Source organism: Streptococcus oralis SK304 (genome assembly GCF_000287715.1).
Lineage (GTDB): Bacteria > Bacillota > Bacilli > Lactobacillales > Streptococcaceae > Streptococcus > Streptococcus oralis_Y.
Genome location: NZ_ALJN01000016.1, coordinates 622,400 through 639,601 on the forward strand (window position 1 = coordinate 622,400; position 17,202 = coordinate 639,601).

At 43.4% G+C, this 17,202-nt stretch carries 18 protein-coding genes and 1 pseudogene; 1 reads left to right on the top strand and 18 read right to left on the bottom strand.

All coding sequences use genetic code 11. The features are described 5' to 3' along the window. Positions 1-19: 19 nt before the first annotated feature. The 12 genes and pseudogenes from HMPREF1125_RS09890 to ybeY all read right to left on the bottom strand — a co-directional run bounded on the left by HMPREF1125_RS09890 (position 20) and on the right by ybeY (position 9,975). The gene (locus tag HMPREF1125_RS09890; protein WP_000157676.1) at positions 20-1,168 is read right to left on the bottom strand and encodes a hypothetical protein; all 1,149 of its coding nucleotides are present in this window, start codon (positions 1,166-1,168) and stop codon (positions 20-22) included. Between the two features lie 175 nt (positions 1,169-1,343). Beyond that, positions 1,344-2,205, bottom strand: a pseudogene (gene tehB, locus HMPREF1125_RS09895) (SAM-dependent methyltransferase TehB). 13 nt (positions 2,206-2,218) lie between these two features. Then, positions 2,219-2,686 (bottom strand): SsrA-binding protein SmpB, encoded by a 468-nt coding sequence (gene smpB / locus HMPREF1125_RS09900; protein ID WP_001051752.1) that lies wholly within the window; start codon positions 2,684-2,686, stop codon positions 2,219-2,221. Continuing rightward, positions 2,649-5,003 (bottom strand): ribonuclease R, encoded by a 2,355-nt coding sequence (gene rnr, locus HMPREF1125_RS09905; protein WP_000653282.1) that lies wholly within the window; start codon positions 5,001-5,003, stop codon positions 2,649-2,651. The genes smpB and rnr overlap by 38 nt, the downstream gene beginning before the upstream one ends. Positions 5,004-5,099: 96 nt before the next feature. Beyond that, entirely contained in the window at positions 5,100-5,333 is a 234-nt protein-coding gene (secG, locus tag HMPREF1125_RS09910; protein WP_000282517.1) for a preprotein translocase subunit SecG, read from the bottom strand. A gap of 39 nt (positions 5,334-5,372) precedes the next feature. Next, positions 5,373-5,522 (bottom strand): 50S ribosomal protein L33, encoded by a 150-nt coding sequence (gene rpmG / locus HMPREF1125_RS09915; RefSeq protein ID WP_001809104.1) that lies wholly within the window; start codon positions 5,520-5,522, stop codon positions 5,373-5,375. Beyond that, positions 5,522-6,721 carry a multidrug efflux MFS transporter gene (locus HMPREF1125_RS09920; RefSeq protein WP_001156303.1) on the bottom strand — a complete coding sequence of 400 codons (1,200 nt, stop codon included), beginning with the start codon at positions 6,719-6,721 and terminating at the stop codon, positions 5,522-5,524. The genes rpmG and HMPREF1125_RS09920 overlap by 1 nt, the downstream gene beginning before the upstream one ends. Then, positions 6,708-7,313, bottom strand: coding sequence for a dephospho-CoA kinase (gene coaE / locus HMPREF1125_RS09925; RefSeq protein ID WP_000516167.1), 606 nt, complete (start codon positions 7,311-7,313; stop codon positions 6,708-6,710). Before coaE ends, HMPREF1125_RS09920 begins: the two co-directional genes overlap by 14 nt. Next, positions 7,313-8,137, bottom strand: coding sequence for a DNA-formamidopyrimidine glycosylase (mutM, locus tag HMPREF1125_RS09930; protein WP_001114631.1), 825 nt, complete (start codon positions 8,135-8,137; stop codon positions 7,313-7,315). Before mutM ends, coaE begins: the two co-directional genes overlap by 1 nt. Positions 8,138-8,185: 48 nt before the next feature. Then, complete coding sequence (era, locus tag HMPREF1125_RS09935) at positions 8,186-9,085, bottom strand: GTPase Era (protein ID WP_000143271.1); 900 nt, start codon at positions 9,083-9,085, stop codon at positions 8,186-8,188. Between the two features lie 16 nt (positions 9,086-9,101). Beyond that, positions 9,102-9,497 carry a diacylglycerol kinase family protein gene (locus tag HMPREF1125_RS09940; RefSeq protein ID WP_000378186.1) on the bottom strand — a complete coding sequence of 132 codons (396 nt, stop codon included), beginning with the start codon at positions 9,495-9,497 and terminating at the stop codon, positions 9,102-9,104. After that, positions 9,478-9,975 carry an rRNA maturation RNase YbeY gene (gene ybeY, locus HMPREF1125_RS09945; protein WP_000275174.1) on the bottom strand — a complete coding sequence of 166 codons (498 nt, stop codon included), beginning with the start codon at positions 9,973-9,975 and terminating at the stop codon, positions 9,478-9,480. The genes HMPREF1125_RS09940 and ybeY overlap by 20 nt, the downstream gene beginning before the upstream one ends. Positions 9,976-10,079: 104 nt before the next feature. On the opposite strand from ybeY, the gene pavA reads away from it, so the two are divergent. Then, on the top strand, positions 10,080-11,735 hold the full coding sequence (pavA, locus tag HMPREF1125_RS09950) for an Rqc2 family fibronectin-binding protein PavA (RefSeq protein ID WP_000006761.1): 1,656 nt from the start codon (positions 10,080-10,082) through the stop codon (positions 11,733-11,735). A gap of 200 nt (positions 11,736-11,935) precedes the next feature. Here the strand turns inward: pavA and HMPREF1125_RS09955 are convergent, their stop codons facing one another. The 6 genes from HMPREF1125_RS09955 to HMPREF1125_RS09980 all read right to left on the bottom strand — a co-directional run bounded on the left by HMPREF1125_RS09955 (position 11,936) and on the right by HMPREF1125_RS09980 (position 17,201). Then, positions 11,936-12,667 carry an NAD-dependent protein deacylase gene (locus tag HMPREF1125_RS09955; RefSeq protein ID WP_000357675.1) on the bottom strand — a complete coding sequence of 244 codons (732 nt, stop codon included), beginning with the start codon at positions 12,665-12,667 and terminating at the stop codon, positions 11,936-11,938. Between the two features lie 144 nt (positions 12,668-12,811). After that, positions 12,812-13,522, bottom strand: coding sequence for a purine-nucleoside phosphorylase (deoD, locus tag HMPREF1125_RS09960; protein WP_000022089.1), 711 nt, complete (start codon positions 13,520-13,522; stop codon positions 12,812-12,814). A gap of 365 nt (positions 13,523-13,887) precedes the next feature. Beyond that, entirely contained in the window at positions 13,888-14,598 is a 711-nt protein-coding gene (locus HMPREF1125_RS09965) for a type 1 glutamine amidotransferase (RefSeq protein WP_000862852.1), read from the bottom strand. Continuing rightward, positions 14,595-15,830 (bottom strand): chloride channel protein, encoded by a 1,236-nt coding sequence (locus HMPREF1125_RS09970; RefSeq protein ID WP_025172359.1) that lies wholly within the window; start codon positions 15,828-15,830, stop codon positions 14,595-14,597. Before HMPREF1125_RS09970 ends, HMPREF1125_RS09965 begins: the two co-directional genes overlap by 4 nt. 4 nt (positions 15,831-15,834) lie before the next feature. Next, positions 15,835-16,644 carry a purine-nucleoside phosphorylase gene (locus tag HMPREF1125_RS09975; protein ID WP_000143364.1) on the bottom strand — a complete coding sequence of 270 codons (810 nt, stop codon included), beginning with the start codon at positions 16,642-16,644 and terminating at the stop codon, positions 15,835-15,837. After that, a complete protein-coding gene (locus tag HMPREF1125_RS09980; protein WP_025172360.1) occupies positions 16,641-17,201 on the bottom strand; it encodes a DUF1697 domain-containing protein in 561 nt (186 codons plus the stop codon). Before HMPREF1125_RS09980 ends, HMPREF1125_RS09975 begins: the two co-directional genes overlap by 4 nt. Between the last annotated feature and the right edge of the window lies 1 nt (position 17,202).

Genomic DNA, 17,202 nt, shown 5'->3' on the forward strand with positions numbered 1-17,202 from the left:
CCTTTCATGATATTATTTCTTATCTTTTTTGTCTCTTAGAATATTTTTTTAGCATGGGAATGAGATTAGGAATCTGCTCACTTCTAATGACCAGCACGCCATATTCTTGACAGCGATTGGCATAAACAGGATTGATTTTCCCCGTACAGACAATTAACTTGAGGCAACTTTCCCCAGCAAAATGATTGGCGTAGACTTCTATCTCATTGATGGCTTCAACTGATAAATCTGTCATCTTGCAGGAGATAAAGGTAATCGAGCGTCCCTTTCTCAGAATGACATCAATCTCATTTTGAACATTGTCCGCCTCTGGAAAGATGCCATTCCAATCAATCTCACCGCCTATCATGCACTCATCAAACAGCTGAGATTCAAGCGCCAAGAGATAGAGATATACCTCTAAAATATGCCCCTTGTTGCGGCAAAAGATTTGAGCTTCTTGACTTGGAAAGCTGTAGATTACTCGCTCCTTGTCCTCTCTTTCAATACGAAGCATCCCCGCTTCTACTAGTAAGGGAATCAGGGATTCTGGATAGTGATAATACTTGCCGTTGTTATCCAGTATTTTTTCGGTCTCAGCATGAAGGTCATTGGTCTTGGCCAGCGAGAAAAATTGGGTCACTTGGTACCAGTGGGCAGGATTGGCAATAGCTGAGCTGGCTATCTTTTTGATGGCTGCAATTTGCTGAGCTGAGTGGATAGGGCGTTTGGATTTGAGCATTTTTCCACCACGCAAGGCTATCAACTGTTGGATGCTTAGGGTTGGAATGTCCATGTCTTCTTTTTCTAACTGACCGGCTCCCCACTTGTATTGTTTTCCTCGCTCAACATCCATGGCAACGATGGGGAGGTCCCGATCCAAGCCGTATTGATAGAGAGATAAGGCTAGTAGCGAATCCCCACCAAAAACATCAAGAAGAACCTGGTCATAGCCTGCTAGACAATAGTCTAACTGATCAGACAGCTGTTCTAAAGATAGCTGACGAAAGGTCACTCGTTGAATATGAGGTACCTCTTCCATGATAAACTGACGGAGAGAGAGCTTCTCTTCATTCCTTATTTTCGTCAAAGATAGAAAAAGAATCTCGTCACAATCACTGACAAAGGCTTGGTAGACATTCTTTTCCAATACATACCGATCATACAGCTCCACCAAAAGACTCGCCATTGGATCACCTCCATCATCTACAACTGATTAAGCAGAGAGACAGTAATAGACCTCTACTGCTCAGATTTCCTACTTCTAGTATAGCATAAAATCCTGCTCGTCCCAATCAACCAACGCAAACAAAAACGAATAGAAACCTTGCAAAGTGATTTCTATTCGCTGGGTTAAGTTTGATTTACTTGACTTTTTTGGCTAACATGGTCGCAAATCGTAGTTGAATGCGATTGCCATTTTCATCACGACGGTGCAGATGTCCTGGATTTTCATTGTACTTGACCAACTCCCAATCTTTGTAGTAGTCCGCCAACTCCCCTTCTTTAAAAGTGAATGGGAAGTTGACTGAGCAAGGATAATCCTCTGTATCCATGGCACAGACGATAAGGTTATAGCCACCAACCGTGGTGTGCTCCTGCATATTTTGGATAATAGCTGGAATGCGGTCCGCTTGTAGGAACATCAGAACAACTGTTGAAACGATGAAATCATAGTCTTGGCTAACACTGGCTGAATTGATATCGTAAAGACCAACAGGCATGTCTAGATCCTCTTGTTCCACAATGCTTTGCAAGATTTCAAGGGACAATTCATTTTGATCCACAGCTGTCACATCAAAACCATTCTGTGCAAGAAAGAGAGAGTTACGGCCTTGACCACAACCCAAATCCAAGGCTCTTCCAGGTTTTACCGTTTGCATAGCTTCTAAGACTTCCGAATGGACTGGATTGGTATTGTATTTCTTAGGGAAATAATCCTCAGGTTTACAATAAAATTCCAAGTACCACTCTACATCATCTGTGGCAGCCTCCACTCGGTGCCATGCTTGTGGTTGCGCCATGGGGTTGTCGGCCCCAGCCTCAAAGAAGTGCTCAGCAAGAACCTCACCATCTTCTGTCAACTCAATAAACTTAAGTGCCCCCTTCAAGACTGTAATTTTCCCCCAAAGTGCCAACTTTAGTATTGTGCTTTTGCTGAACTGCTTCAGGCATGGTCTGTTTATTCCACAAGGGCATCCGTTTATAGGCAATTAATTTTTCCATTTCACTTCCTCTTTTATCGCTGGTTGACAGCTTTCATCACACGCGCGATGTCGCGGTTTTGTTCACGTCGCTTGATCGACTCCCGTTTGTCATAGTCATGTTTCCCTTTGGCAAGTCCTAAAAGAAGCTTGGCATAGCCATCTTTGAGATAGACTTTGAGGGGAACTAGGGTCATTCCTGTTCCTTTAGTCTCTTGTTCCAATTTTTGGATTTGCTTCTTATGGAGCAGGAGTTTGCGACGGCGTTCTGGTTCCTGATTCCAGATATTGCCCTCTTCGTAAGGAGCGATATGAACGTTGCTCAACCAGACTTCCCCATTTTTTACTTGGGCAAAGCCGTCCTTGAGATTGATTCGAGCAGCTCGAACACTCTTGATCTCCGTTCCTGTCAGGACCATTCCTGCCTCTAGCGTATCTACGATTGTATAGTCGTGGCGTGCCTTTTTATTTTGTGCGACGACCTTTCCCTCGCCCTTTGCCATGCTTGGCTCCTTTCTTAGCTACTTCCTTATAAAAAGGTTTCTTGCCTTTTTTCTTTTTATCTTTTTGTGAATGCTTGTGCTTATCATTTGAGCGTCCTGATTTTCTCTTGTCTTCCTTCTTATCTGAACGGCGACTTGAACCACGACCCCTGTCTCTGCGACCAGCTTGTTTCAAGCCTTTTTCAATGACATCAAACTCACTAGGTACGAAAGAGAAATCAATCTCTCCTGTCATCTTATCGGCTCTTTCAACTCGAATGCGAATCTGTTGTCCTACACGGAAGGTTATTCCTGATTTCTCTCCACGAAGAGTCAAATCACGCTCATTGAAATGATAAAACTCAGGCAAATTAGTGATGTGGATTAAACCTTCAACTGTATTTGGCAATTCGACAAAAAGACCAAACTTAACAATGCTGGATACAACCGCATCATACTCTTCACCCACGTATTCTTCCATGTACTCAGCTTTTTTCATGGCTTCGACTTCACGCTCTGCCTCAATAGCGCGACGCTCACGGTTGGAAGACTGGGTCGCAATCTCTGGAATCACTTGTTCAAAATGCTCGGCTATTTCCTTAGAACGCCCATAGTCCCGAATCATGCGGTGAACAAGGAGGTCTGGATAACGACGAATGGGGCTGGTAAAGTGAGTATAATAGTTAGCAGCAAGACCATAGTGACCGTGATTGTGCTCTGAATAGCGAGCCTGCTGCATAGAACGGAGAAGCATCATGGATAATACATCCGCATAGGGTTCTCCCTCAACCGCACGCATGATATCTTGAAGCGCCTCCTGGCTAATCTCACTGGCAGTTCCATAAATTCGCAAACCAAAGCTCGAAGCATAATCAATAAACTTCTGAACCTTTTCAGCCTTGGGCTCCTCGTGAATCCGATAGATGAAAGGAAGGTCCAGTTTACTAAAGTGTTCCGCAACCGTTTCATTAGCAATCAACATGAAGGACTCGATCATCCGCTCGGCAACACCACGCTGACGAAGAACGATATCAACAGGCTTACCTTTTTTATCCACTAAGATCTTAGCTTCGCTGGTATCAAAATTGAGAGCTCCACGTTTCTCACGCATGCTTTCTAGCCTTTCATGAAGCTTGGCCATGAGCTCGATACTAGGAACAATTTTCTTAAACTCCTGTCTCTTCTCCTCGTCACCAGCTAGGATGTCATTGACAGCGCTATAGGTCATACGAAAACTAGTCTTGATAACCGTTTGGGTAATGGTGTAATGAACTACACGACCATGTTTATCAATTTCCATAATGGCAGACTGGGTCAAGCGATCGACTTGAGGATTAAGAGAGCAGATGCCATTTGACAGTCGTTCTGGTAGCATAGGCACTACACGGTCTGTCACGTAGACAGAAGTTGCTCGGTTAAGGGCTTCCTTGTCAAGGGCAGAGCCCTCAGTCACATAGTAGGAAACATCCGCGATGTGAACACCAAGCTCCAGATTTCCATTTTTCAAGGCCTTGATATGCACTGCATCGTCCAAGTCCTTGGCGTCAGCACCATCAATGGTAAAGATAATCTCATCTCTTAGATCCAGACGACCTTCCATATCTTTTTCAGACGGAGCATCAGGCACACTTTCCGCCTCCTTGAGAACAGTTTCTGGAAATTCTGAAACAATATCCATGGACTCCAAGACTTCAAGGACATCAATCCCAGCATCAGTTGAGTGTCCCACCACGTCCAGCACACTAGCGACAAAGAAATCGTGTTTCTTACTTGGATATTTGTCGATAAAGACCTTGAGAACTTCAGTACCTTCAAGTTTGAGGGCTGGTTTCTTAACATAAATTGGCTGGCTGATTTTCTGATTTTTTGAACGGATGTAGCCCGCATACTTGGGCTTTTCCTGATCCAGAACGATTTGCCCGACAACTGTCGTCAGACTATGCTCTAGAATATCGATAATTTTGGCTTCTGCAGCAGTTCCCTTGTTGCGGTCAGCGACTTTCTTGATGACCACCTCTACGGTATCACCATCAATGGCATAGTTGACATCGTTTTTTCCTACAAAAAGGTCGTCCTCTTCCCCTTCTAGACTAACAAAGCCAAAGCCGTTTTTATGGGCATGAAAAATCCCTTTGAGGGTAATTTCATGTTTCTTCTTTTGGTCCAAGGAGAGGCTTCCATCTTCTCCAAATCGAATCTGGTGCTTTCTTTCCATCAGAGACAGGGTTTTAATCAACTCACTGAAATCCTTGGATCCATCCTTTCCGAGAGCCTGAGCTAGGTCATTTACCGTCACTCGCCCCTTCTCTTGCAAATATTCTTTTATTTTATCTTTCATGTTTTCTTTCTAGATTTTTATAATTTCTTTTTGATTGATAACTTTATAAGTGTCATTGAAAATAAAAATAGGCTAAGACCTAGTCTCGCCCATTTCTTATCTACTTGATAATACCGTCAATGCTAAGGCAATGGCTAGCCAGAAAAAGACTAAAATACCTGTCAAACGTTGCATCACAGCTTCAAAACCACGCGCTTTACTACGTTCAAACAAATCACCCGAGCTGGCATCAAATACATTGCTGGATTGGTTCTTAGTTGGTTGCATGAAAATAGCAATCACAATCACAACAGATAATACTAATAAAATGGTTAATAATAGGTTGTACATATCAAACTCCTTAAAATCCCTATTATTTTACCATAAAATCTACTTAGATTCAAGATGTAGGGTTACTTTTCTTTCCTTGGGACAATACTTTAAAACCTCAATCTTGTCAGGATGAGTTTTGGAGTTCTTACTGGTTAGATAATTTATGCTGCCACAAGAGGAGCACTTGAGATTGATTTTTACTCGCACTAGATTTCCTTTACTTTTAATAATAATCTAAATTGCACTATGTTACATAAACAACTGAAAGCTACACAGGCTGCTGTCGCATAAAAGACAGCATGGTAGCCCAAATAGCCTGCAACTGCGGATCCCGCCATGGGGCCAATTACTCCACCGAGGTAAAAAAAGACTTGATTGAATGCGAAAAACCTTGAAATACCTGATTTAGGAGTCATTTTGCTGAGAAGGGCATTGATACCTGGTATCAGAGCGCCCGTTCCCAAACCAAAGAGAAAACGGTACAAGCCGAGTTCAAGGGGACTGGTTGCATGAGCACAAAGAAGGTAAATGATGACTGAATAAATCTGCGCCGCAACTAACAATCGATGATTCCCTACCTTATCGCCAAGTTTTCCTAGAATTCCAGCACTCATCATGCTAGAAAATCCCATGCTGGATACGATCAATCCAGATACAAGGAGGAGATTTTCAGTCTGCCCTAAGTCCCGCACATAGAGAGCTAGAATGGGACCAATTGATTGAGCTGAAAATTGAATGACAAAGCTCGTCAAAAATAGATTCACTAAAAGCCTAGGATACTTGAAAGAAGAAAATACTTCTTTCGTTGGGATAGCCTTCTCCTTAGCCACTGGCTGAAAATCTTCCTTGATAAAGAAAATGGTTAGTATTGCAGCTAAAAATAAGAAAGCACCTACCAATAAAAAGACATTACGAATGCCAAAAATTTCAGCAATAAAGCCTCCAACAAAGGGACCCGTCAGTGTTCCTGCAACAACACCTGTAGATAGAGTTCCCAGAGCCGCTCCCGACTTATCTTTAGGTACCTGACTGGCAATCAAGGCCGTTGCATTGGGGACAAAACCAGTAAATACACCATTGAGCAAGCGCAGAAAGAGTAGCCAATAGATATTTGGCACGAAGGCCAAACCTCCCATCGTAATGGTCATGGCAAGACCCGCTCGAATCATCATGGGTTTTCGACCATATTTGTCAGCAAGAATACCCCAGATAGGAGAAACTAGAGCTGCTGAAACAGCCGAAACTGAGATAGCTAATCCAGCATAGAAAGCAACTTGGTCCCCTTCAATTCCCAACTGCTCTACAAAGATAGGCATGAAAGGGACAACCAAGGAAATACTGGCTCCCGTTAGAAAACTACCGAACCAGGCGACACGAAGATTCTCTTTCCAACTAATCTCTTGCACAGCTATCGCCTCCTTCAAGTAACTTCACTACTTGACCCACAAGCTGATCGCGACTGCCATTATTATCTAATATATGGCTCGCCAATTTTTTCTTTTCTTCTAAAGACCACTGGGCAGCCAAACGGGACTCAGCTACTTCCTTAGAAAGATGATCTCGTTTCATGAAACGATCCACCTGAACATCACGGTCCACATAGACCAGCCATGTTTCATCAAACCAGTTGGCGTAGTCCTGTTCAAAAAGCAGGGGAATATCCATGAAAAAAACCGTTTCTGTCTGGGCTAACTGTTCTCTCAGTGCAGCCAATTCCTCACGAATAATCTCTCCTTGAGTTATCCTAGACCATTCCCGCTCCTCAGGATTTGAGAAGATGAGATTAGCCAGGAGAGGACGATTGAGTTCTCCATTTTCAAGGATGATTTCCTGCCCAAAGTGTTGAACCAAGAGCTGATAAAGACGACCACCAGGTCTTTGTAGTTGGTGAACGACTGCGTCAGCATCCACTACTTGAAAGCCTTTTTCTCTTAGAAAATTTGTCACAGTTGACTTACCAGAGGCAATTCCTCCTGTGATTCCGATGATTTTTCCCATCAGCCCCTCCTTTGACACTGAGGACAAAAATGAGTTCCCCTTCCGCCAAGCTGGAATTTCTCAATGATGGTGCCACAGCGTGAACATGCCTGACCAGTCTTATCATAGACCTGATGGAAGTCCTGCATGGTTCCGTCTTCCCCAAAGGCATTGGTATAGGTTCTAATGGTGGAACCGCCCTTTTCGACTGCCTGTCCCAAAACAGCAATGGTCTGGTTATGTATAGCTGACGTTTCGTCTGCTGTCAAAGTCTGGGAAGATCTAGCTGGATGGACCTGAGCTCGCCAGAGAACCTCATCCACATAGATATTTCCAAGACCAGCGACCAAGGTTTGGTCTAGAAGGTGAGATTTGATAGGCTTTTTAGATTTGGATAGGGCAGCTTGGAAGGACTGCAAATCAAAATCCTGCTCTATTGGCTCAGGCCCTAGTTTTTTAGAAACAAAGTAGGCTTCCAATAGGTTGGGTGTCAACAGTTCTATAGTACCAAACTTGCGTACATCCTCATAAACAAGCGTGCCTCCATCTTCAAACCGAATGAAAATATGGGCATGCTTGCGTTCAGGAACCTGGTCTGGATAGTAAAAATACTTGCCCTCCATCCGCAGATGGGAAATCAAGACCTTGTCTGTTAGGTAGAAAAGCAAATATTTTCCACGACGTCCCATTGACTCAACAACTTGACCAGGCACTTCCTTTTGAAACTCGTCCAAATCTGTCTTGACCATCTTGGGATAACGAATCTCTACACTCGAAATCTTCTTTCCCAAAATCAATTTTTCTAAGCCACGACGAACCGTTTCAACCTCAGGTAATTCAGGCATAAATCCTCCTTCTGTAAAAACAAGAAGCAGGCATGAGCCCACCTCTACTTAGTATTCTTTTTCATTATAGCCAAAGTCAGCCAAATCTAGCTTTTTATCACGCCAGTTTTTCTTGACCTTGACCCAAGTTTCTAGGAAAACCTTGTCCCCTAGCATGAGTTCGATATCACGACGGGCCATGGTCCCAATTTTCTTGAGCATAGCGCCACCTTTACCAATGATAATACCTTTTTGACTATCACGCTCGACCATGATGGTTGCACGGATATGAACCTTGTCTGTCTCTTCGTCCCGCTTCATGGAGTCAACTACCACTGCAACTGAGTGAGGAATCTCTTCACGAGTTAGGTGCAAGACTTTCTCACGAATCATCTCTGAAACCAAGAAACGCTCAGGATGATCTGTGATTTGATCAGACGGAAAGTACTGGAAACCTTCCTCAAGATTTTCACTGAGGATGTCAATTAGACGAGAAACGTTATTTCCCTGAAGAGCTGAGATCGGAACAATTTCCTTAAAGTCCATCTGGTTACGGAAGTCATCAATCTGAGCCAAAAGCTGGTCTGGATGGATCTTGTCAATCTTATTGACCACCAAAATAACTGGAACCTTGGCAGCCTTCAGACGCTCGATGATCATATCGTCACCCTTACCACGTGGCTCATCAGCTGGCACCATGAATAGAACAGTATCCACTTCACGCAGAGTACTGTAGGCAGATTCCACCATGAAATCTCCAAGAGCCGTTTTAGGCTTGTGAATCCCTGGTGTGTCGATAAAGACGATTTGTTCCTTATCCGTTGTGTAAATCCCCATGATTTTATTACGTGTTGTTTGCGCCTTGTCACTCATAATGGCAATCTTTTGCCCCATGACGTGATTCAAAAAGGTTGACTTCCCAACATTGGGACGTCCTAAAATGGCCACAAAGCCTGATTTAAATGTCATAATTTCCTCTTAGTGTTTAAAATAATAAATCCCAAATGCGTGGGAGAAAGATAAGTGCACCTGTTACCGCAGCAAAAAGAGAGACCACCAACACGGCTCCTGCTGCCATGTCCTTGGCTTTCTTTGCCAACATAGAAAAGTGGTAATGACTGGCTAGATCCACCACATTTTCGATAGCGGAGTTAATAATCTCAAAGGCCACTACCAAGAAAATACTCATTAGGAGAAAGAGCCATTCGATTCGTGACACCTGAAAAACAAAACCTGCAAGGATAACCACAAGGGCTGTCACTGCATGTTTTCGCATATTGCGTTCTTCCTTGATCGCAGTAAGAATTCCTGTAAGGGCAAATTCTAAACTGGATACCAGGTCACGATTTTTCCATTTTCGTTTATTGTCTTGTGAGTCCATAGGCTGTTAAAATTTCTTCTTGTAAACCGAACATCTCCGCTTCTTCTTCCGGAGTGTAGTGATCATAGCCGTTAATATGTAAAAAGCCGTGTACTGCCAAGAAGCCCATCTCACGCTCAAAGCTGTGACCGTATTCCTCAGCCTGCTCATGCGCTTTATCGATAGAGATAAACAATTCCCCAATATAGGCATCAAACTCAGACATCATCTCTGCCAATTCAGGATTTTCAAGCAAATCCTCTTCGTCAAAGGCAATATCCAACTCTGGCTTATACTCAAGGCTGATGACATCCGTCGGACGATCGGTGTCACGGTACTTGAGGTTGAGTTCGTGACTACGCTCGTTGGTCACAAAAGTGACTGCCATTTCCTTGTCTTCTTTTCCTATTTTTTGGGCAGCAAATTCCAAAATTTCTTGGGTTTGTTGCAAGATTTCTTGTGAAACTTGACCAGTTTCATCTACCATTTCAATATACATGTACTTCTCGATTCTCTTTACTTGGCTTTATTATACCATATTTCCATGATTTTATTCTACCTTTTTGATATAATACTATGGAATACAATCACAAGGAGAGAACGATGTCATTTGACGGATTTTTTTTACACCACATGGTTGAGGAACTGCGAAGCGAGTTGGTCAATGGTCGCATTCAGAAGATCAATCAACCTTTTGAACAAGAGTTGGTCTTGCAAATCCGTAGCAATCGCCAAAGCCATCGCCTGCTCCTCTCTGCTCATCCCGTTTTTGGACGCATTCAGCTGACCCGAACGACCTTTGAAAATCCAGCCCAACCTTCTACTTTTATCATGGTTTTGAGAAAGTATTTGCAGGGTGCTATGATTGAGTCGATTGAGCAAGTGGAAAATGACCGCATTGTGGAGATCACGGTTTCTAATAAAAACGAAATTGGGGATCATATCCAGGCTACCCTGATTATCGAGATTATGGGCAAACACAGCAATATTCTCCTCGTAGATAAAAGTAGCCATAAAATCCTCGAAGTCATCAAACACGTTGGTTTTTCACAAAACAGCTACCGCACCTTGCTCCCAGGGTCAAGCTATATCGCTCCACCAAGCACGGAATCTCTCAATCCTTTTACTGTCAAGGATGAAAAGCTCTTTGAAATCTTGCAAACCCAAGAACTAACTGCAAAAAATCTTCAAAGCCTCTTTCAAGGTTTGGGGCGAGATACGGCAAACGAACTGGAAAGCATACTGGTTAGTGAAAAACTTTCCACTTTCCGTAACTTTTTCAGTCAAGTAAGCAAACCATTTTTGACAGAAACTTCTTTCAGCCCAGTTCCTTTTGCGAATCGTGTAGGAGAGCCTTTTGCCAGTCTTTCTGATCTTCTGGATACCTACTACAAAGACAAGGCAGAGCGCGATCGCGTCAAACAGCAAGCCAGTGAACTCATTCGCCGCGTTGAAAACGAGCTTCAGAAAAATCGCCACAAACTCAAAAAACAGGAAAAAGAATTACTGGCAACAGACAATGCTGAGGAGTTTCGTCAAAAAGGAGAATTGCTGACAACCTTCCTCCACCAAGTTCCCAATGACCAAGATCAGGTTACCTTGGACAACTACTACACCAACCAGCCTATCACCATTGCTCTTGATAAGGCCCTAACACCCAGCCAGAATGCCCAGCGATACTTTAAACGCTACCAGAAACTCAAAGAAGCTGTTAAATACCTGACGGAACTGATCGAAGAAACCAAGGCTACCATTCTCTATCTGGAAAGTGTGGAGACTGTGCTCAACCAAGCTGGACTGGAAGAAATCGCTGAAATCCGTGAAGAATTGATCCAAACAGGCTTCATTAGAAGACGCCAACGTGAGAAAATCCACAAACGCAAAAAACCAGAACAGTATCTAGCAAGCGATGGCAAAACCATCATCTATGTCGGTCGAAACAACTTGCAAAATGAAGAACTAACCTTTAAAATGGCTCGCAAGGAAGAACTTTGGTTCCACGCCAAGGACATTCCAGGAAGCCACGTCGTTATCTCAGGAAATCTTAATCCTTCTGACGAAGTTAAGACGGACGCGGCGGAGCTAGCTGCCTACTTCTCCAAGGGACGTCTGTCAAATCTGGTGCAGGTTGATATGATAGAAGTCAAAAAACTCAACAAACCAACAGGTGGCAAACCCGGTTTTGTTACTTATACTGGACAAAAGACCCTCCGTGTCACACCAGACCCAGAAAAAATCGCATCCATGAAAAAATCCTGATTTCAAATGAAATCAGGATTTTCTATTACAAATTTAGTCTGCAATCAAGGTTTCCAAGCCGACCTTCATCATATCAGTGAAGGTGTTTTGATTTTCTCAGCCAGTTTTTAGTAACTCTTAAAGAGCGAGATTTTGGTCAATAAATGAGATAGTTTTCTCTTTCAAGTAACAAGGTTTTGTTGCTATCTTCTAAAATTCTTTTATTGTCTCAATTTCGAAAAGACTTCCCCAATCTTGCCTTCAATGACCAATGTAGCTTGGCTGTCTTGTGGAATACTGGTTTTATTGATAAGGACCAGATTTGTTCCAGAAAAATAGTTTACTAGGCTAGCTGCAGGATAAACAACCAAGGAAGTCCCACCAATAATCAGCAAGTCAGCTTGCCGAATAGTTTGTGCAGCCTGGCTAAAGACATCCATGTCAAGCGATTCTTCATACAAGGTCACGTCAGGCTTGACCACCTTACCACAATCTAAGCAGTGGGGAACCAGTCCCTCGAGGGCCAGAAAAGCAGTTAAGTCATAGAAACGTTGACAACCTAGGCAGTAATTGCGGTCCGCACTCCCATGCAATTTAAAGACCTTTTGGGAGCCAGCCATTTCATGAAGACTATCGATATTTTGTGTCACAACAGCCTTTAGCTTACCTGTCTTTTCCAAAGCAGCCAGATAAGTGTGAGCAGCATTAGGCTTGGCTTCTGGATAAATCAGGTATTTTTTATAGAAGTCAAAAAAATCTTCTGGATAGCGCTCAAACATAGTCCGAGAAACGAGTTGCTCTGCCGTAAAATGACGGCCTAACTGTTGACTATAAACACCATCTGAACTACGAAAATCTGGGATATTAGACTCGGTTGACACTCCTGCCCCTCCGAAAAAGACTATTCTGTGGCTTTTATCAATCAAATCTTGTAATAGTTCTATTTTATCCATCACATCTCTCCTTAAGCTGGGTTCTAAAAAAGTTGAAAATCAATAGTTGGATTTTCAACTCTTTCTTTATCATTGCTTAGATATTGAAAATAAATCACTTACAACAGTTCTTGTAACTAATGTAATTGAAAAGCTATTCTCTGATTACTCTGCAATCAAGGTTTCCAATCCAACCTTCATCATATCAGTGAAGGTATTTTGGCGTTCTTCTGCAGTGGTATCTTCATCTGGATTGACCAAGCTATCAGAAATGGTCATGATAGCAAGTGCATCAACGTGATGTTGGGCAGCAAGATAGTAAAGAGCTGCTGCTTCCATTTCCACAGCTTTAACTCCCCATTTACCAAGCTCGATGTTCTTTTCAAAGTAGTTTGAGTAAAAGACATCTGATGACAAGACGTTCCCAACGTGGGTGGTCATACCGAGATCTTTGGCGATATGGTAGGCCTTGTCTAGCAAATCAAAGCTAGCGATTTGTGGGAAATCATACTGTGGCCAGTCGTTACGGATGATGTTTGAGTTGGTTGCAGCTGCTTGTGCCAAAACCAATTCACGAACGTGAACATCCTCATTTAACGAACCCGCAGTTCCCACACGGATCAATTTTTTCACACCGTAGTCCACAATCAACTCACGCGCATAAATCGAAATGGACGGCATTCCCATCCCAGTTCCCATGACAGATACACGGTGACCCTTGTAATTACCAGTGTAACCAAACATGTTACGCACTTCGTTAAAACAAACAGCATCTTCAAGGAAATTCTCCGCAATAAACTTAGCACGAAGAGGATCCCCAGGAAGAAGAATTTTATCAGCAATTTCACCCTGCTGAGCAGCAATATGGATAGACATAATATAAGATACCAAACCCGTCAAAAAGCGAAGGGAAAATAGGAGTTGGGTGCAGTGAGCGATGCTCGCTAGACCAACTATCTTTTTCCCACTGCTTTTAGGGTGGGTTCAATTCCTTTCTTTCTTAATTTTGATGACAAATAGGAGAATAGCACGGGTTCAATTCAAAACCAAACTACCCTCTCTATGTTTTTAGAAAAGTTTTCCGCTCGTGTTCAAATCAGAACACACGCTCTACCTTTCTTTTTATATATTATATAAAGTTTAAAGAGGGGTAGTATTAAATACTTACTACACCTTTTGATTTCATAGTAAGATGATTCCAAGTTCTCTTCCAAAGCTGGAATCCTGCCTTTCTGTAGTTCCTAGTTTACCAACGAATCTAAAAATGCATACAGTTTTACATTCATTTCAGAGTAATCGTTTCCACGTAATTCTTCTGGTGTTTGAACAAAAGGTAACTTTTCACTTTGCTCTCTTAATTGCTCCTCACCATCCGCAGTAATTAAGAGTTCTACTGCTTCGGGATCAAATTCCAAATGAGCCTGAAATGCATAATGCTTCGGACTAAAGCGAATAATTTGGCGTGGGCAGCCTTGACTCGTCGCAAGAACAACAGCATCCTCTGTCAGCCCTGGCATATCACCGTGCCAGTGGCCGGTTTCTAAGGTTTCTCCGAACAAGCTGACATGAGGATCTGTTAGACCTTCCATCGTCAATGTCACAGGATAAACGCCTATCTCGCGCTCTGGACTATGTTCATACTTCGCACCATAGGCAACAGACAGGAGCTGCGCACCAAGACAGACACCAACAATATAAATATCTGCAGCAATCGCTTCTTTCATAAAAGCAATCTCGGCCTTAGGATCATAGTATGGGAAGTTTTCTCTATCCTCATCAGGTGATTGAGGGCCACCCATAACAATCAGAAAATCAATTCCGTCAATTGTTTCAGGAAGAGGTTCTTTTTCGTAAACCTTTGTTGATGTAATGTGATGCCCTCGTGCCAGAGCCCATTTTAGATAAGCTCCCGGAACCTCAAATGTTTCATGCAGTACAAAATGTACCTTCATTGTTTCTTCTCCCATCTCTTTCGAATTACGTAAGACATTCCTGCCGCTAGTACAAGCGGTATTGTCAAACTCCAATCCTGGCCAGTAAATCCAAGGCTCAGTGCAATGGCCGTCAGAGGAGCTTGTAAGGTCGTCCCTAAAAAGACTGTTGCTCCTAGTAGCATTCCTAGAGCTGGATCCAGATGAATGCCAACTACTGTCAAAAGCAAAGTCACTAAATAGCCAGATCCAATCCCCAAGGCAAATGATGGCGTCAAGGTTCCCCCATAGGCACCATTACGCAAGAGGAGATAAACTAGAAGCCCCTTTACTGCAAGAGTCAATGGAAGATAGGGAATTGGCTGGCTAGACAACAAGGCTTGGGCTAGTACCTGGCCATTTCCCATAAAGATAGGGAAAAAGACTGCCAGGCTCCCCAGCACGAGAAAGGCTAGAGGAAGAGTCCAAAGAATTGTCCCATTCTTCCGTCGCTTGTGGCCCGCCTGTTTAGCTAAAAATCGGAAGCCCAGCGCAAGTGGAGTAACCAATGAAGCAATCAGAATCGCCTGCAAGAAACCGCTGACCGACCATGAGACCGCAGATAGGTGATAAATAGCATCCTGACCAACAATGGGCTGAGCCACCCAGGTTGCCAGATAAGTACTAGCCAAAACCAGCAAAAAGTTCTGCCAACTATAGGCAAGTCCTAAGGTCTCAAAGACAAACAAGCTACTAGCAAAGGGAACCTGATAGACCGCAGCTAGACCAGCTCCTGCTCCACAGGCAACCAACACCTTTCGTTCTTTGAGAGTTAGAGAGAATCCCTTCGACAAGCGACCAGCTAGAAGAGCCCCGACCTCACGTGGTGCTCCCTCTTTTCCGACCGATGCGCCTGCTCCGACAATCGCAACCTGCATACCTGCATGTAAGAGGTGGGCTAAGAGCGCTGGCTCCCTGTCTCCACCTAATATAATTTGCTGACGAATAGACAAAATCTTATTGTGCCTTTGTAGGACATACCAGAAGCCAGCTGCCAAGACCCCTGTCACACACAGAACGAGGAATCTACGGAGACCCCCAGCTTCTTGAAATCGCTGGAGCAAATCCGAACTAGTTTGGCCAAAGGCCAGCCATTGCACACTTTCTAGTAAATAATGGCAAGCAATTCCAACCAGACCCGTCCCTATTCCCAATGATAGAGTGGCTAGAAGTAGCCTCAGTCCGTAGGGCAGGCTTTGGAGTCGTGCTTTCATAGGATTAGAGTTCAGCAAGAATCGCTTTAAGCAAGCCTTTGAAGTCGCCTTTGATACGTTCGGTCACTTCCACAACTTCCTCGTGGTTGAGTTCTTCTTGGAAACCAGCAGCATGGTTAGTAATACATGAAATACCGAGAACTTTCAAACCTGAGTGAGCTGCCACAATAACTTCAGGAACAGTAGACATACCAACTGCATCTGCTCCCAATGTCTTATAGGCACGAATCTCTGCAGGTGTTTCATAAGTCGGACCAGTTACACCGATATAGACACCTTCATCAAGCTTGATACCAAGTTTCTTAGCCACTTCATGGGCAGTAGCACGGTATTCTGGTGTGTAGGCTTTAGACATATCAGGAAAACGTGGACCAAAGTCATCTAAGTTTTCACCCATCAATGGATTTTGGCCTGTCATGTTGATATGGTCTGAAATAGCCATCAAAGTACCAGGACCGTATCCGATACCTCCTGCAGCATTGGTAACAATGACACCTTCACAGTCGAGGACTTTCATCACACGAACTGGGAAAGTCACGACCTCAAGAGGATTGCCTTCGTAGAAATGGAAGCGACCTTGAAGAGCCAAGACCTTGCGCCCTGCGAGTTCACCATATACCAATTTACCAGCGTGACCAACTACTGTAGAGCGGCCCCAGTTTGGAATCTCAGCATAGTCTACTACAACTGGATTTTCGATCTCTTCCGCCAATTCTCCAAGACCTGATCCAAGGATTAGACCGAACTCAGGTGCTTGGATTCCCTTGCCTTTCAAGAAAGCAGCTGTTTCCTTAATCTTATCTAAAAATGTCATTGTGTGTCTCCTTTATTATTTTTTAGCATTTGACCGACTTTGTCAAAGGTTTTGGCATTGCGAATGGTGATATGGCGATAAAAAGGCATCTTGAGCAAGTACTTATGATAGGCAGTTGCATAGTAGGATTCCTCAGAGAATTTCCCCCAGAAAATCCCAAGTCTTCCAAAATGAACCACTTCATCTTTCAGTTCCAAACTTTCAACTGTCTCAATGACTTGAGCCACATCCAAGCCCTCCGTGTAAAAGAGGACATCTTTTCGTGCCAAATCTTTGGTCCACCAATCTGGCAGATTCTTCAGCTCTGCTTCATAGTCTTCCTGACTCAGCAAAGAAAAGCTCTGAATAAATGGATAATGGACTGCAAAGAAAGCCTCTAACTTTTCAACCAATTGGGCTTTGGGGGCTCTCGAAGTAAAGAGAATATTGCCACTGTTGATGTAGGTTTCAACCTTTTCCAGTCCCAACTCTGTCAATTCTTGACGAAGTTGCGCCATGACAACCTTATTTTTCCCACCGACATTAATGCCCCTTACCAGTAAAGCGTGTCGCGTCATC

What these genes read in the sequence shown, in the direction of transcription:
- rnr (WP_000653282.1), bottom strand. Translation starts at nt 5,003, where the DNA reads ATGAAAGATAAAATAAAAGAATATTTGCAAGAGAAGGGGCGAGTGACG.
- secG (WP_000282517.1), bottom strand. Translation starts at nt 5,333, where the DNA reads ATGTACAACCTATTATTAACCATTTTATTAGTATTATCTGTTGTGATT.
- HMPREF1125_RS09890 (WP_000157676.1), bottom strand. Translation starts at nt 1,168, where the DNA reads ATGGCGAGTCTTTTGGTGGAGCTGTATGATCGGTATGTATTGGAAAAG.
- HMPREF1125_RS09955 (WP_000357675.1), bottom strand. Translation starts at nt 12,667, where the DNA reads ATGGATAAAATAGAACTATTACAAGATTTGATTGATAAAAGCCACAGA.
- HMPREF1125_RS09940 (WP_000378186.1), bottom strand. Translation starts at nt 9,497, where the DNA reads ATGGACTCACAAGACAATAAACGAAAATGGAAAAATCGTGACCTGGTA.
- pavA (WP_000006761.1), top strand. Translation starts at nt 10,080, where the DNA reads ATGTCATTTGACGGATTTTTTTTACACCACATGGTTGAGGAACTGCGA.
- HMPREF1125_RS09975 (WP_000143364.1), bottom strand. Translation starts at nt 16,644, where the DNA reads ATGACATTTTTAGATAAGATTAAGGAAACAGCTGCTTTCTTGAAAGGC.
- deoD (WP_000022089.1), bottom strand. Translation starts at nt 13,522, where the DNA reads ATGTCTATCCATATTGCTGCTCAGCAGGGTGAAATTGCTGATAAAATT.
- era (WP_000143271.1), bottom strand. Translation starts at nt 9,085, where the DNA reads ATGACATTTAAATCAGGCTTTGTGGCCATTTTAGGACGTCCCAATGTT.
- coaE (WP_000516167.1), bottom strand. Translation starts at nt 7,313, where the DNA reads ATGGGAAAAATCATCGGAATCACAGGAGGAATTGCCTCTGGTAAGTCA.
- HMPREF1125_RS09970 (WP_025172359.1), bottom strand. Translation starts at nt 15,830, where the DNA reads ATGAAAGCACGACTCCAAAGCCTGCCCTACGGACTGAGGCTACTTCTA.
- HMPREF1125_RS09980 (WP_025172360.1), bottom strand. Translation starts at nt 17,201, where the DNA reads ATGACGCGACACGCTTTACTGGTAAGGGGCATTAATGTCGGTGGGAAA.
- smpB (WP_001051752.1), bottom strand. Translation starts at nt 2,686, where the DNA reads ATGGCAAAGGGCGAGGGAAAGGTCGTCGCACAAAATAAAAAGGCACGC.
- ybeY (WP_000275174.1), bottom strand. Translation starts at nt 9,975, where the DNA reads ATGTATATTGAAATGGTAGATGAAACTGGTCAAGTTTCACAAGAAATC.
- mutM (WP_001114631.1), bottom strand. Translation starts at nt 8,137, where the DNA reads ATGCCTGAATTACCTGAGGTTGAAACGGTTCGTCGTGGCTTAGAAAAA.
- HMPREF1125_RS09965 (WP_000862852.1), bottom strand. Translation starts at nt 14,598, where the DNA reads ATGAAGGTACATTTTGTACTGCATGAAACATTTGAGGTTCCGGGAGCT.